The sequence below is a fragment of the Halopseudomonas sp. genome (genome assembly GCF_036961105.1).
Classification (GTDB): domain Bacteria; phylum Pseudomonadota; class Gammaproteobacteria; order Pseudomonadales; family Pseudomonadaceae; genus Halopseudomonas.
Window position 1 is genome coordinate 79,679 of record NZ_JBALWW010000006.1, and the last position, 14,671, is coordinate 94,349.

At 60.4% G+C, this 14,671-nt stretch carries 9 protein-coding genes; 4 read left to right on the forward strand and 5 right to left on the reverse strand.

Features of this window, described 5'->3' with window-relative positions:
• Positions 1-186: 186 nt before the first annotated feature.
• From V7756_RS08575 to V7756_RS08585, 3 genes are all read left to right on the forward strand, one after another.
• Entirely contained in the window at positions 187-5,058 is a 4,872-nt protein-coding gene (locus V7756_RS08575) for an NAD-glutamate dehydrogenase (protein WP_335609739.1), read from the forward strand.
• Positions 5,046-5,270: a DUF2835 domain-containing protein gene (locus V7756_RS08580; protein ID WP_335609740.1), complete on the forward strand. Its 225-nt coding sequence runs from the start codon at positions 5,046-5,048 to the stop codon at positions 5,268-5,270. The genes V7756_RS08575 and V7756_RS08580 overlap by 13 nt, the downstream gene beginning before the upstream one ends.
• Before the next feature lie 88 nt (positions 5,271-5,358).
• Positions 5,359-6,387 carry a quinone-dependent dihydroorotate dehydrogenase gene (locus V7756_RS08585; protein ID WP_335609741.1) on the forward strand — a complete coding sequence of 343 codons (1,029 nt, stop codon included), beginning with the start codon at positions 5,359-5,361 and terminating at the stop codon, positions 6,385-6,387.
• A gap of 112 nt (positions 6,388-6,499) precedes the next feature.
• Here the strand turns inward: V7756_RS08585 and rmf are convergent, their stop codons facing one another.
• The gene (rmf, locus tag V7756_RS08590) at positions 6,500-6,715 is read right to left on the reverse strand and encodes a ribosome modulation factor (RefSeq protein WP_092284106.1); all 216 of its coding nucleotides are present in this window, start codon (positions 6,713-6,715) and stop codon (positions 6,500-6,502) included.
• 263 nt (positions 6,716-6,978) lie between these two features.
• On the opposite strand from rmf, the gene rlmKL reads away from it, so the two are divergent.
• Positions 6,979-9,168 carry a bifunctional 23S rRNA (guanine(2069)-N(7))-methyltransferase RlmK/23S rRNA (guanine(2445)-N(2))-methyltransferase RlmL gene (rlmKL, locus tag V7756_RS08595; protein WP_335609742.1) on the forward strand — a complete coding sequence of 730 codons (2,190 nt, stop codon included), beginning with the start codon at positions 6,979-6,981 and terminating at the stop codon, positions 9,166-9,168.
• A gap of 205 nt (positions 9,169-9,373) precedes the next feature.
• Here rlmKL and dacB read toward each other — a convergent pair whose 3' ends face one another.
• The 4 genes from dacB to V7756_RS08615 all read right to left on the reverse strand — a co-directional run bounded on the left by dacB (position 9,374) and on the right by V7756_RS08615 (position 14,660).
• Positions 9,374-10,846, reverse strand: a complete 1,473-nt coding sequence (gene dacB / locus V7756_RS08600; protein ID WP_335609743.1) for a D-alanyl-D-alanine carboxypeptidase/D-alanyl-D-alanine endopeptidase — start codon at positions 10,844-10,846, stop codon at positions 9,374-9,376.
• Positions 10,847-10,979: 133 nt separating this feature from the next.
• Positions 10,980-12,059: a PDC sensor domain-containing protein gene (locus V7756_RS08605; protein WP_335609744.1), complete on the reverse strand. Its 1,080-nt coding sequence runs from the start codon at positions 12,057-12,059 to the stop codon at positions 10,980-10,982.
• A gap of 91 nt (positions 12,060-12,150) precedes the next feature.
• A complete protein-coding gene (locus V7756_RS08610; protein WP_335609745.1) occupies positions 12,151-12,948 on the reverse strand; it encodes a TatD family hydrolase in 798 nt (265 codons plus the stop codon).
• An 11-nt stretch (positions 12,949-12,959) separates the two neighbouring features.
• Positions 12,960-14,660 carry a DEAD/DEAH box helicase gene (locus V7756_RS08615; RefSeq protein ID WP_335609746.1) on the reverse strand — a complete coding sequence of 567 codons (1,701 nt, stop codon included), beginning with the start codon at positions 14,658-14,660 and terminating at the stop codon, positions 12,960-12,962.
• Between the last annotated feature and the right edge of the window lie 11 nt (positions 14,661-14,671).

A 14,671-nucleotide genomic window follows, 5' to 3' on the forward strand; every position in this document is an offset into this window, starting at 1 on the left:
ACCGAAATGCCTTTGGTCTAGACTATGCCTGAGACAAGAAAAATTGGGCGCCTGAGAAAAGAATAATCAGGGCCTGAGACAAGTTAGTTTCTGGCGTTCCGGCTCAAGCCCCACAAGGGCGAGCGGAACCGGCGAAGGCAGGTTGGCAGTCCACACCCACGACGCACCACCAGGAGGTAGGCAGCAATGGCATTGATCATGGCCAGCACCAAGCAGAGCTTTATCGAAACACTGCAAGAACGGCTTCAGTCGCTTGTGCAGGCAAAGGATAGAGATGCCATTCGCTTGTTTTGTCGTTATTTCTACGGCATTGCCTCTCTGGATGAACTAAGCAGCCGGCAGGATAACGATCTGCTGGGCTGTACGCTCTCCAGCTGGCGCTTCGTTCAGCAATTTGAAGGTGGCGAGGTGAAGCTGCGGGTGTTCAACCCCGATACGCAGCAGCATGGCTGGCAGAGCACCCACACTGTCGTGGAGGTTCTGCATCGCGATCTGCCGTTTCTGGTCGACTCGGTGCGCATGGAGCTGACGCGCCAGGGCTACGCCATTCACACCTTGCACAACAGCATTCTTACCACTGCGCGCGATGAACAGGGCAACCTGCTGGCGCTGCACGAGCCCGACGGTGCTGCTGCCGAGCTGCGTGCCGAATCACTCATGTATATTGAGATTGATCGCTGCACTACCAGCGCCGATCTGCGCGCGCTGCAAGAGGGTCTGAAAGAAGCGCTGAGCAACGTGCGGGTGACAGTGCGTGACTTTCCGGCGATGCAGGCGCAGGTGGAAGACCTGATCAACGCGCTGAAAAAGCGCGGCAAGCATTACTTCTCCAGCGATGAGCGTGCAGAAACCGTGGCCTTTCTGGAGTGGTTGCTGGACAACCATTTCACCTTTCTCGGCTATGAGTGCTTTGCGGTCAACCAGGGTTTGCCGAAACAGCGCTTGGGCCTGATCGAAGGCAAGAGCCTGGGCGCACTGGCCATGGAGCCGCGCGACGAAAGCCTGGCGGGGCTTCCGGATGAGGTGATCGAGTATCTGCGTGCGCCCTTGTTGCTGTCTTTCGCCAAGGCCTCGCGTTTAAGCCGAGTACATCGCCCGGCCTATCCCGACTACGTCTCGGTGCGCGAGGTGGATGCCGAGGGCAAGGTGCTCCTGGAGCATCGCTTCATGGGCCTTTATACCTCAAGGGTGTACTCGGACCTGGTAGACAATATCCCGCACCTGCGCCGCAAGGTCGCGCATGTTCGTCAGGTGGCCGGCTTTATTCCGCGCAGCCATCTGGCCAAAGAGCTGGAGCAGGTATTGCAGGTCTTGCCACGCGATGACCTGTTTCAGACCTCAGCCGAGCAATTGGCCGATACCGCGCTCAGCATAGTGCAGATGCAGGAGCGCAATCAGATCAGGGTATTCCTGCGTGCCGGCAACTATGGACGCTTCTATTACTGCCTGGCCTTTGTCCCTCGCGATATCTATTCCACCGACATCCGCCTGACCATTCAGTCGGTACTGATGGAACGCTTGCAGGCCACCGAAAGCGAGTTCTGGACCTATTTCTCCGAATCCATCCTGGCCCGCACGCAATTTATTCTGCGCGTAGACCCCACCAAGACGCTGGACATCGACCCCGTGAAAATCGAACAGGAAATTGTGCGCGCCTGCCGCGACTGGAAGGACGAGTTTCGTGATCGCCTACTCGAAAGCATGGGCGAGGCGCGCGCTACCGACGTGCTGGCGCACCTGGGGGAGGGGTTCCCGGCCGGTTACAGTGACCGCTTTACCCCTGCAACCGGCGTAGTCGACCTGCAGACCATGCTGAGCCTCAGCGCCGAGCAACCGTTGGCCATGAGCTTCTACCAGCCGCTGGAACAGAAACCCGGCATATTGCACTGCAAACTCTACCATCTGAGCGATCCGCTGCCGCTCTCGGATGTGATTCCGGTACTGGAAAATCTGGGTCTGCGGGTACTGGGCGAGTTTCCGTTCCATATTGCGCAGGACGACGGTCCCGGCTTCTGGATTCATGACTTCGAATTCACCTTTGCCGCCAACGCCAAGCTGGATATTCAGGAAGCCAACGACCTGTTCCGCGAAGCCTTCACCGCCATCTGGGCCGGGCACGCCGAGAACGACGCCTTCAACCGTCTGGTACTGCTGGCCAGTCTGCCGTGGCGTGACGTGGCGCTGCTGCGCGCTTATGCCCGCTACCTCAAGCAGATTCGTCTGGGCTTCGAGCTGCCCTATATCGCCAGTACCCTGATTGCCCATGCCGATATCGCGCGCGAGCTGGTGCGCCTGTTCCGCACCCGTTTCTACCTGGCCCGCAAGCTCTCTGCCGATGACCTGGAAGAGATGCAGCACAAGCTGGAGCAGGCAATCCTGAATGCGCTGGACAACGTCGCGGTGCTGAACGAGGATCGCATCCTGCGGCGCTATCTGGATCTGATCAAGGCCACCCTGAGAACCAACTTCTACCAGCCCGATGAGGCCGGTGAAGCCAAGGATTACCTCAGCCTCAAGTTCGACCCTTCGGCAATTCCCGAGCTGCCGTTGCCCCGACCCATGTACGAGATATTCGTCTACTCGCCGCGCGTGGAGGGTGTGCATCTGCGTGGCGGCAAAGTGGCGCGTGGCGGTTTGCGCTGGTCGGACCGCGAAGAGGATTACCGCACCGAAGTGCTGGGCCTGGTAAAGGCGCAACAGGTGAAGAATGCAGTCATTGTACCGGTGGGTGCCAAGGGCGGCTTTGTGCCGCGCCGTCTGCCGCTCGGCGGCACCAGAGACGAGGTGCAGCAGGAGGCAATCGCCTGCTACCGGCTATTTATCCAGGGTTTGCTTGATCTTACCGACAATCTGGTAGAGGGCGAGCTGGTACCGCCGGCCAACGTTGTCCGGCATGACGCCGACGACCCCTATCTGGTGGTGGCGGCGGACAAGGGCACCGCCACCTTCTCGGACATTGCCAACGGTATTGCCGCGCGCTACGGCTTCTGGCTGGGAGATGCCTTCGCATCCGGCGGCTCGGCAGGTTATGACCACAAGAAAATGGGTATTACGGCCAAGGGTGCCTGGGTCTCGGTGCAGCGACATTTTCGCGAACGCGGCCTGGACGTGCAGCGGGAGCCGATCAGCGTGCTGGGCATCGGCGATATGGCGGGTGATGTCTTTGGTAACGGTATGCTGTTGTCACGTCAGCTCAAGTTGGTGGCTGCGTTCAATCACCAGCATATTTTTATCGACCCCAGCCCGGATACCGAGCGTAGCTTTATCGAGCGCCAGCGGCTGTTTGATCTGCCGCGCTCGAGCTGGACCGATTACGACAGCAACCTGATTTCCGAGGGTGGCGGGGTGTTCGAGCGCAGCCTCAAGCAGATCACGCTGACGCCGCAGATGCGCGAGCTGTTCGACATTCAGGCTGATAAGCTGACGCCCACAGAGCTGATCCATCAGTTGCTCAAGGCGCCGGTGGATCTGATCTGGAACGGCGGCATCGGCACCTACGTGAAGAGTAGCATCGAGACCCACGCTGACGTGGGCGACAAGGCCAACGACGGGTTGCGCGTCAACGGGCGTGACCTGCGCTGCAAGGTCGTAGGCGAGGGTGGCAACCTCGGCATGTCGCAACTGGGGCGCATCGAGTTCTGCCTCAACGGTGGTGCGGTCAATACCGACTTCATCGACAATGCCGGCGGCGTTGATTGCTCCGACCACGAGGTCAACATCAAGATTCTGCTTAACGAAGTGGTCGCCAGTCAGGATATGACCGCCAAGCAGCGCAACAAGTTGCTGGCCAGCATGACCGACGCGGTAGCGGAGCTGGTGCTGGCCAACAACTACAAGCAGACCCAGGCAATCAGCCTGGCGCAGCGACTGGCGGGTCAGACCATGGGCGAGTATCAGCGCTTTATCAGTGCCATGGAAAGCAGCGGCAAGCTGAACCGGGCGCTGGAATTCATCCCCGATGACGAGCAGATAGTCGAACGCAAGGCGCACGGCAAAGGGCTTACCCGGGCAGAGCTGTCGGTGTTGATTTCCTATTCCAAGGCCGACCTGAAAGAAGCGCTGGTTGCCTCGGATGTACCCGAGGATGAATATCTCGCCACCGAACTGGAAACGGCGTTCCCGCAGGTGTTGGTGAACAAGTATCGCCAGGCACTGGCCGAGCACCGCCTGCGTCGGGAGATCATCTCCACGCAATTGGCCAACGATCTGGTCAACCACATGGGCATTACCTTCCTGCGCCGACTGGAACAATCCACTGGCGCAACACCGAGCGATATCGCGCGCGCCTACGTGGTGGCCCGCGATGTGTTCCATCTGCCGGAACATTTTGCCGGTATCGAACGGCTGGATTATCAGATTCCGGCGAATGTACAACTGGAGTTGATGGAAGAACTGATGCGGCTTGGCCGTCGGGCGACACGCTGGTTTATCCGCAACCGCCGCACCGAGCTGCTACCGGAGCGCGAGGTGGCGCACTTCGCGCCCTGCGTGCAGGCACTGTCTGAGCGCTTCGATCAACTGCTGGACGGCGAAATCAGACGTCTGTGGGACGAGCGTTATCAGCATTACGCAGACTCGGCAGTACCCGAAGGTATCGCTCGGGTAGTTGCCGGCACGGGCCATGCCTACACTCTGCTGGGTATCGTCGAGGCAGCCGACACCACCGGCCAGAGTCCGGAACGGGTGGCGCAGGTGTTCTTTGCCATCGGTAGCCAGTTGCAGTTGCCCTGGTTCAATCAGCAGGTCTCCAATCTGGTGGTAGATAACCATTGGCAGGCCCTGGCGCGCGAAAGCTATCGCGATGATCTGGATTGGCAGGCGCGCACCATGACCATTTCGGCACTGCAAAGTGCTGACGAGTCAGTGCCGGTGTCCGAGCTGGTGGAGAGCTGGCTGGTGCGCAACCAGCAGATGGTGGTGCGTTGGCAGGCCATGCTCACCGAGCTGAAGAACGCCGGAGCGGGAGACTACCCCATGGTCGCTGTGGCCATGCGCGAGCTGCTGGACCTGGCTCAGGCGGCGCGGTTGCACGCGCAGGGAGAGCCATGCAGCAACTGATCATCGATCTGGCGTTACCCGCAGAGCGCTACCTGGCCTGGTACCAGGGACGCGCCGAGCGGGTCTCGATGCTCAGCCGTGATGGGCGCCGGGTAAGTTTGCCGGCGCATCATCTGCGCCCCTTTCTGACCCACTCCGGGGTATACGGCAGCTTTCGCCTGAGCTTTACCGACGAGGGCAAACTGCTCAAGCTGGAACGGCTAGCCGATTGACCCGCAGGTCGGACGCAAGCGCTGCTGAATCCCGGCGCGGAACCCTTTATACTCTGCAACCTGATTTCACAGCCCAGGCCCGCCGCTCATGTACGACCTGCTTCGTTCTCTGATGTTCAAACTGCCCGCCGAAACCTCCCATGATCTGGCGCTGGATATGATCGGCGCCGCGGGTCGGCTGGGTCTGGCTGGCAAGCTTGCGCGCGGTGTGCCGCCGCAGCCGGTGAAGGTCATGGGGCTGACTTTTGATAATTCGGTCGGCCTAGCAGCCGGGCTGGACAAGAATGCCGTGGCCGTCGACGGCATGGCGGCGATGGGCTTCGGTTTTATCGAAGTGGGAACAGTCACGCCCAGGCCGCAGCCCGGCAACCCCAAGCCGCGCCTGTTTCGTCTGCCCGAGCACGAGGCCATCATCAACCGCTTTGGTTTCAACAATCAGGGCGTAGACGCCATGCTTGCACGTCTGGCAGCGGTGAAATATCAGGGCGTGCTGGGCATCAATATCGGCAAGAACGCGGTCACCCCGGTCGAGAATGCGGTGGACGATTACCTCTACTGTCTACGCAAGGTCTACAGCCGCGCCAGCTATGTGACGGTCAACCTGTCATCACCCAATACCCCCGGCCTGCGCACGCTGCAGTATGGTGATGCGCTGAAGCGACTGCTGGCACAAATCAAGACGTGCCAGTTGGAGTTGAGCCAGCAGCACGGCCGTTATGTGCCGATAGCAATCAAGATTGCGCCCGACATGACGGCCGAAGAGGTGAGTCTGGTCGCGAACACGCTGCTGGAGCAAGGCATGGACGCGGTGATCGCGACCAACACCACACTGGATCGCAGCGCGGTGGCTGATTCGCCTTTCGCGCAGGAAGCCGGCGGCCTGTCAGGTGCCCCGCTGGCCGACGCTTCAACCGAAGTGGTGCGGCTTTTGGCACAGGAGCTCAAGGGCCGCATGCCGATCATTGGCGTGGGTGGGATTTTCAGCGGTGCCGATGCTGCCGACAAGATAGCGGCGGGCGCCAGTCTGGTGCAGCTCTACAGTGGTTTTATTTACCGTGGGCCCGGGTTGATCAGGGAATGCGCTGAAGCGATAGCAACGCTGCCGCGTAACAGCTGAATGACAATGGCGGGAGCTTGAAATAGGCGGCCCCCGCAAGCGGGGGCCGGGTGGGCCTTCGCGAGGCCCGGCGCTCTGGGTGAGCGCCTTGGGGAAAAATATAGAGAAAAACTTAACCTACTGCGTGCATCTCGTTTAAGCGGTGTACACCGGAAATGCCGGTGTAACCGGCCCAATGATCCGCGCGTCCTTCACGCCAACCATTGATCCAATTCTGTCTGGCACTGGCACTATTGAAAGGGCAACTGTCTTGAGATTTGCCATGTACTCCATTTTGGTAACCGCGCAAAAACGCTCGTTCCATCGGATCACGCTTGAGTCTTCTCATAGGGTTGAGTCCTCGTTGGGTATGACATACCAGACGGCACATGCCGTGCGGGAAGATGTGCGAACCAGTAACTGACTGGTTGCACCAGAGGGAAGCCAGCTAACATGTAGTAAAGGCCGGCCGCCGAATCCGTGTTGCTGATGAAGTCATACCTTGTTGTACCCTACCGGAGGTGCCTCCTCCAAAGATCGATTTGGCATACCGCGGCCGATATTTAGCCGCACCTGAAATATAAACGTCATCCTGTTCCGGAAATCAAAGACATGCGCGAGACCCTTGAATTTTTTGTTACCTGTCCGAAAGGCGTGGAGGGTCTGCTGCGTGACGAAGTGCTCGCGCTGGGCGCTGATTCTGCCCGCGAAACCGTCACTGGCATCGAGGTGCAGGGCGATATGGAGCTGGCGTACCGCATTTGTCTTTGGTCGCGGCTGGCTAACCGAGTACTGATGGTACTCACCCGTTTTCCGGCGGAAAGTGCCCAGGACATGTATGAGGGCATTGGGCAGATCGACTGGGCCGACCACCTGCGCTCCGATGGCAGCCTGGCCATCGACTTTACCGGCAGCCTGCCCGGTATCGACAACACCCACTTTGGCGCGCTCAAGGTGAAGGATGCCATTGTCGATCAACTGCGCCAGGCCGACGGCACGCGCCCCAGTGTGGAAAAGGTCCAGCCGGACCTGCGCATCAACGTGCACTGCCGCCGCAGCGAAGTACAGGTAGCGCTAGACCTGTCGGGCGTCAGCCTGCATCAGCGCGGCTACCGGTTGCAGCAGGGTGCGGCGCCGCTGAAGGAGAACCTGGCGGCAGCCATCCTGATTCGCAGCGGTTGGCCCAAGTTGGCAGAAGAGGGCGCAGCGCTGGCTGACCCCATGTGCGGCTCTGGGACCTTCCTGGTTGAGGCGGCGCTGATGGCTGCCGATGTTGCGCCCAACCTGCAGCGCGAGCGCTGGGGCTTCAGTCGTTGGCTAAAGCACATACCCGCCATGTGGGAGCGTTTGCTGAACGAGGCGCGCTATCGCGCTGAAAAGGGTCTGGCCAAGCCGCCGGCATGGATTCGTGGCTACGAAGCCGACCCGCGTCTGCTGCAGCCGGTGCGCAACAACATCCAGCGCGCGGGCGTGACCGAATGGGTCAAGGTGTATCAGGGCGAGTTGGCCACCTTTGCACCTAACCCCGATCGCGGTCAACAAGGCTTGATCGTCTGTAACCCGCCCTACGGTGAGCGTCTGGGCGATACCGCCAGCCTGGTCTATCTGTATCAGAAGCTGGGCGAGGTGCTGCGTGAACAATGCATGGGATGGCAGGCCGCGATCTTCACTGGCAACCAGGACCTGGGCAAGCGCATGGGTATTCGCAGCCACAAGCAATACAACCTGTTCAACGGCGCCTTGCCGTGCAAGCTGTTGCTGATGGATCTGGCGCCTGAGCGCTTCATCACCCAGGCTGCGGCACCGCAAACCCAGAAACAGGCGGAGCAGGGGACCGCAGCACCTGTGGCGACTGCACGGCTCAGCGAGTCGGCGCAGATGTTTGCCAACCGCCTGAAGAAGAACCTCAAGTTGTTGGGAAAATGGGCGCGGCAGCAGGATATTCAGTGCTACCGCCTGTACGACGCCGACATGCCCGAGTTTTCCGTGGCGGTCGATGTGTACAACGATTGGGTGCACGTGCAGGAGTACGCCGCGCCCGCCAGCATCGACGAAGACAAGGCCCAGGCGCGGTTGCAGGATGTGCTCTCGGCGATTCCGCAGGTGCTGGGGATACCCGAAACGCAAGTGGTGCTCAAACAGCGCCAACGCCAGACCGGCAAACAGCAGTACCAACGCATGGCGCAACGCGGTGAGTTCATGACCGTGCACGAAGGCCAGGTGCGCTTGCTGGTCAACCTGACGGACTACCTGGATACCGGCCTGTTTCTGGATCACCGGCCGATCCGCCTGCGCATCGCGCAGGAGGCACGCGGCAAGCGTTTTCTCAATCTGTTCTGCTACACCGCCACGGCCAGTGTGCATGCAGCGGCGGGCGGCGCGCGCTCAACTACCAGTGTGGATCTATCGAAAACCTACCTTGACTGGGCGCGGCGCAACCTGTCGTTGAATGGTCTGTCTGAGCTGCACAAGCTGGAGCGCGCCGATGTGATGGAGTGGCTGGAGCAGGAGCAGCAAAGCTACGACCTGATCTTCATCGACCCACCGACATTCTCCAACTCCAAGCGGCTGGATGACATCTTCGACGTACAGCGCGACCACCCGCGCCTGCTCGAGCTGGCCATGGCGCGCCTGGCGCCGGGCGGGGTGATTTATTTCTCCAACAACTTCCGGCGTTTTCGCATGGACGAGGCGGTGGAGGCGGCGTATCAGGTGGAGGATATTTCGGCGCAGACGCTGGACAAGGATTTTCAGCGCAACACGCGGATTCACAAGACCTGGCGCATCACCCGCCGGGGTTGAAAGGAATTCCCATGGCGGAAAACGCCCTGGGCTCTTCCGCCAGGGTGGGTGGCTTCGGCCACCCACCCTGGGGTTAGGATGCGATAGTTGGGCATTGCTTCCCCGGCCTCAAGCTGCGGTGTTTAACTCACTTTCGCTTTGGCTGTGCATGTTACCCAGACAAAAAAGGCGCCGAACTGGCGCCTTCTTTTACAGAAACAGAATCTCAGGGCGCATGACTGGCAATATCCGTCGGTCCCCGGCGATACACATCCTGCAGCACCAGATCCAGCGCCTGACGGCTTACGCCGGCCGTGGCGTGGTTGACGATGGCGGTTACCGCCCAACTCTGACCGTTGTTGTCACGGGTGATGCCGGCGATTGCCTTGACGTTGCGCAGCGAGCCGGTTTTGACATGGGCCTGGCCGGCTACTGGTGTATTACGCAGGCGGTTACGCATGGTGCCGTCCATGGCTGCCAGAGGCATGGACGCGATAAATTCCGCGCGGTACGGGCTTTGCCATGCCGCTTGCAGCAGCTTGGCCATGTCCCGTGCGGTGAGACGCTCCATGCGGGATAAACCGGCGCCGTTTTCAAGTACCAGGCCGGTGGGGTAGATGCCTTTGGTTGCCAACCATTGGTTGATTACCCGAACTGCCGCCTTGTGGTCGTCGCGGTCTGCTGCGCTGCGCTGGTCTCGCCCCAGCGTTAGAAACAACTGCCGGGCCATGGTGTTGTTGCTGTATTTGTTGATGTCGCGCACGACTTCCACCAGGTCTGGGGAGGCGCTCTGTGAAACCAGCCGAGCGCTGGCTGGCGCGCGACCGATACGGGTGCCGCCGCGGATGCTGCCGCCCATGTCCTGCCACAGGGTGCGCAGGGTGCTGGCGGTATAGGTGGTGGCAGTCAGGGCCGACAGGTAGCGTTGCGCAATGCAGCCGCGGTGCAGGCTGCCGGTCAGGGTGATGGTGGCCTGATGGCCCCGATCATCGATGCTGTAGGCCACATTGGGGCGCGGGCAGGAGTTGGTCGCAGGTAACAGCGTCAGCTGATTGTTGATGGTGACTTCCGGTAGCTTGGGCTCCAGATTGATACGTACGCCATTCTGTTCACCGTAGCTGCTGAGAACGAACAGCTTGAGGTTGGTCAGTAGCGGGTCAGGTTCGACCAGAAACGGCTTGTTGGGATCGCCGCCGTCATCGACAAAAGGCGGTACATCGCTGGGGAAGCGCATATCCGCCGGTTGCAACACCAGGTCGCCGGTAACATCGCGCACACCCGCGGCCTTGAGGTCGCGCATCATCAGCCACATGCGTTCGATGGTCAGCTTGGGATCACCACCGCTGCGAAAGATCAGGTCGCCCTGCAAGGTGCCGTTGACCACTGGGCCGTCCACGAATAGATCGCTGCGCCATTGGTAGGTAGGCCCGAGTATTTCCAGGGCGGCATAGGTGGTCACCAGCTTCATGGTAGAGGCCGGGTTGACCGGGGTATCGGCATTGACAAACTGCGCCAGTCCCTGACCTTCGAGCGGAATTACCGCCAGCGACAGGGCGTTGGGCGGAATCTTTGCGGCAGCCAGCGCCGAACTGACTTTGGCGGGCAGCGTACCGCTGTCGGCAGCGAAGGTTGTTACTGGAGAAAGTAGCCCCAGTACCGGGACAAGATAGAGCAGGGCGCGTTTGAATCGGGTAGGCATGAAGACCAGCTCCGTAGGGATTGAGGTGGCTGAAAGCGTTAGCGTTTTCGTTCATTCCCTTGTAGAACGCATAATTACTTAAATAATCGGTTACGCCAAGTACTTAAAGTAAATTGTCATCTTGGCGCCAGTATCAGCCTGAGCGGTGACGAAAGCGCCCAGCGAACCACAAAATCGGTAGCAATACCAGACAGATCGTCAGAGAGAGCCACACGCTTTCACTGCGAATGCGATGTGCCTCGGTCAGAAGTTCGTCCTGCGGCACCATTACCGCAAGGTAGGTATCGGGTGTGCCTCTTATGCCAATGCGACGTTGCTGAATGATCCAGCGCCGGCCCTCCAGTTCACGCGTAATGCGGCGTTCCTGCCGGTAGCCGTCCATGGCCAGGGTAGCCAGCAAAGTGCTGCCAAGTTGGTTGAAACGCTTGAGATGAAGGCTGGTTCCCTGAGCGGTGTGCAGCAAGCGCTGCACATTCTGGTAGGCAATCACGGTCCCGTCGCCGGTATAGATAAGCAGCTGTGAGGATGGCGTGAAACGCTGAGCATGCAGCGATTCGGAAAGCTGGCTGAGGGTCAAATCTGCACCCAGCACGGCGCCGTTGGCTGCGCGTCTTGCCAGTGTGGTGCCGAATTCATGGGTAGAGAAAAAAACGTAGGGCAGGGTTACGATCTGACCGTCAACCTTGCTGGCTTCCTGATACCAGGGGCGTTGGCGCGGATCGAAGCCGTCGTCGCTCATCATGCGTGCTTCCATGATGCCCAACTGCTGGTCAAGAAACAGATAGGTCACGCTGCGCTCGCCCTGGGTATTTTGCACATGCCAGGCCATCCAGCGGGCTTCTGGCGGAGCGTCGAATCGATGCTGGTTCTCGCTGACGTCAAGCGGCCTCAGCATCAGGTAGTCACCGTCCGGCCAGCCGCTGTAGACCGAGTTGAGTTGTGGGTTGTCAGTCAGTATCTGTGCCAGCGACGAGAGGTGAGGCAGACGTTGTGCGAGCGTGCGGGTGGCGGTCAGTGCACCCAGGCTCAACAGATTCAGTGCCTGACCGGGCGGTTGATAGATGTTCTCCAACTGGGTTTCCACCTGCAGGCTCAAGCGCTCAAAAAGCTCGTCGCCGGTAGTCAGCATGACGCGTGAAATTTGCTGATACTGAAACAGCGTCAGCGCGATCGCGGTGAGAAGCAAGGTGGCAAGGGTAATGAGGGCGGACAAGCGATGTGACTTGTCGGCAGGCTTCCGTCCTGGATGGTCCGGCATGGTGTTCCTGTATTGCTGCCTGTCGGGATGAGGCCAATATAGCCTATTACGCCGGGTTTGGCAGATTGAACAGGGCTCTGGCAGTGGCGCAGGTATGCGCAGCCAGCTGCGCCAGAGATTCTCCTCGGCATTGAGCAACGCAGTGGGCCACTTCTATCAGGAAGGCGGGCTCGTTCCGGCGGCTTTTGGGTTTGCTGGTCATGCTGCGCGGCAGCAGCCAGGGGGCGTCGGTTTCCAGCATCAGCCGACCGGCGGGAATGTCGCGCATCAGTGGGTGTAGGTGGCTGCCGCGGCGTTCATCGCAGATCCAGCCGGTGATACCGATGTGCAGATCCAGGTCCAGATAGGCATAGAGGGCTTTCTGGTCGGCGGTGAAGCAATGCACTACTGCGCCACTGAGTTGATCGCGGTAGTCGCGCAACAGAGGCAGAAGGGTATCGCTGGCTTCACGTTCGTGCAGGAACACCGGCAGGCCGGTTTCCACGGCGACGGCGAGCTGAGCTTCCAGGGCTTTGAGTTGTGCCGGGCGGGGAGAGAAGTCACGGTTGAAATCAAGACCGCATTCGCCAACGGCTTTTACTGCTGGCTCATTACACAGCTGGTGCAGCTGTTTGCGGCTGTCGGCGGTCCAGTGGCGGGCTTCGTGCGGATGCACCCCGGCCGTTGCAAACAGACGTTGGGGGTATTCGGCACAACACTCAAGCACCTGGTGTGCGTGCTCGAGTGAGGTGGTTGTCAGCAGCATCTGACTGATATCGGCCTGCCAGGCTCGCTCCAGTACCTCGGAGCGATCCTTGGCAAACGCCCTGTCAGTCAGGTTGACGCCAATATCGACCCATTGCATGGCGCGGTGCTTCAGTCCTTGCGCGGTTTGGCTGCGCGAGGCTTGCCGGCAAAGTCACGTTTTGGCTTGCGCGCCGGGCGGTCTTCGGTCTCACCGGGCGGCAGCGGCCAGGCGCGAATTTGCAGCGGCACACCGTTGACTTCGGCGCTGGCCAGACGATTGAGTACGTCCTGATCCATTTGCGGCAGATAGACCCCGGTATGCTCGGGGAACATCTTGATGTGACCAATCTGCTGGCGCTGCAGCTTGCCAACCTTGACCAGTACATCCACCAGCGGCTTGGGCATCAGCCCGCTCTTGCGGCCGCCCTGGACCTTGTAGCGGGTAAGGCCACTGTCGCGGTCGAACTGGTTTTCCTGGCGGGCAGGTGCGCTGGGCAGCTCGGAAACCGGCTCCAGCAGGGTCTTGGCGCTTGGCAGAATGGCCAGCAGTGCAGCGGCCAGTTCGGTCGCGTCAAGGCTGGTGAGTTCCTGCAGGTCGGTGACCAGTTGCTGATGCAGCAAGGTGGAATTCTCGCGCGCGGCATTCAGGCGTGTGGCCAGCTTGCTCAGGCGACCGCTGCGCACGGCGTCGGCAGAGGGCAGAGCCTGCGGCTCGATCTTCTGCCCAGTGGCCTTCTCGAGCACATGCAGCAGACGGCGCTCACGCGGTGTAGCGAACAGGATCGCAGTGCCCTGGCGGCCGGCACGACCGGTACGACCGATACGGTGCACGTAACTTTCGCTGTCGTGCGGCAGGTCGTAGTTGAGTACGTGGGTGATGCGTTCCACGTCCAGACCGCGGGCAGCAACGTCGGTTGCGACGATGATATCGATCAGGCCGCGCTTGATGCGGTCTACCACCTGCTCACGCAGCTGCTGGCTAAGGTCGCCGTTCAGCGCTGCGGCAGCAAAACCGCGTGCTTCGAGGCGTTCGGCCAATTCGAGGCTGGCGGTCTTGGTGCGCACAAAGACGATCATGGCTTCCACCGGCTCGACTTCGAGCAGACGGGTCATGGCATCCAGTTTGTGGTGGTTGGATACTTCCCATACCTTCTGGGTGATGGTATCCAGGCTGCTGCTGGAACCGCTGTGCAGGCGGATTTCCTTGGGCTCTTTCATGTGCTTGCGCGCGACTGTGCGCACCGCAGGCGGCATGGTGGCCGAGAACAGCGCTTTCTGCGTCTGCTCGGGGACTTCCTGGAATACGGCTTCCAGGTCGTCGGCAAAGCCCATTTTCAGCATCTCGTCGGCTTCATCGAGCACCAGGAAACGCAGATCCTGCAGTTTCAGGCTGCGGCGACGCAGATGGTCGGTAAGACGGCCAGGGGTGGCCACTACCACGTGAGCGCCGCGCTCCAGTGCCTTGAACTGCGGTGCAAAGGGGGAGCCGCCATAGAGCGCCAGCACGGAAAAGCCGCGCATATTCTGCGCGTAACGCTGGAAGGCTTCGGCAACCTGCAGAGCCAACTCGCGCGTGGGTGTGAGAATCAGCGCCTGAGTGGCGCGCAGGCTGACGTCGATGCCTGCGAGTACGGGCAGCGCAAAGGCTGCAGTCTTGCCTGTGCCGGTCTGCGCCAGACCGAGCAGGTCTTCACCGCCAAGCAGGGTAGGGATGGCCTCGGCCTGAATGGGGGAGGGTGTTTCATATCCGAGGCTGTTTAGGGCCTCGAGAAGCGGAGCAGGTAAGCCAAGATCGGCAAACTGCTTGGCCGCCGGAGCGGTATCGGACATACGGGAAGTAA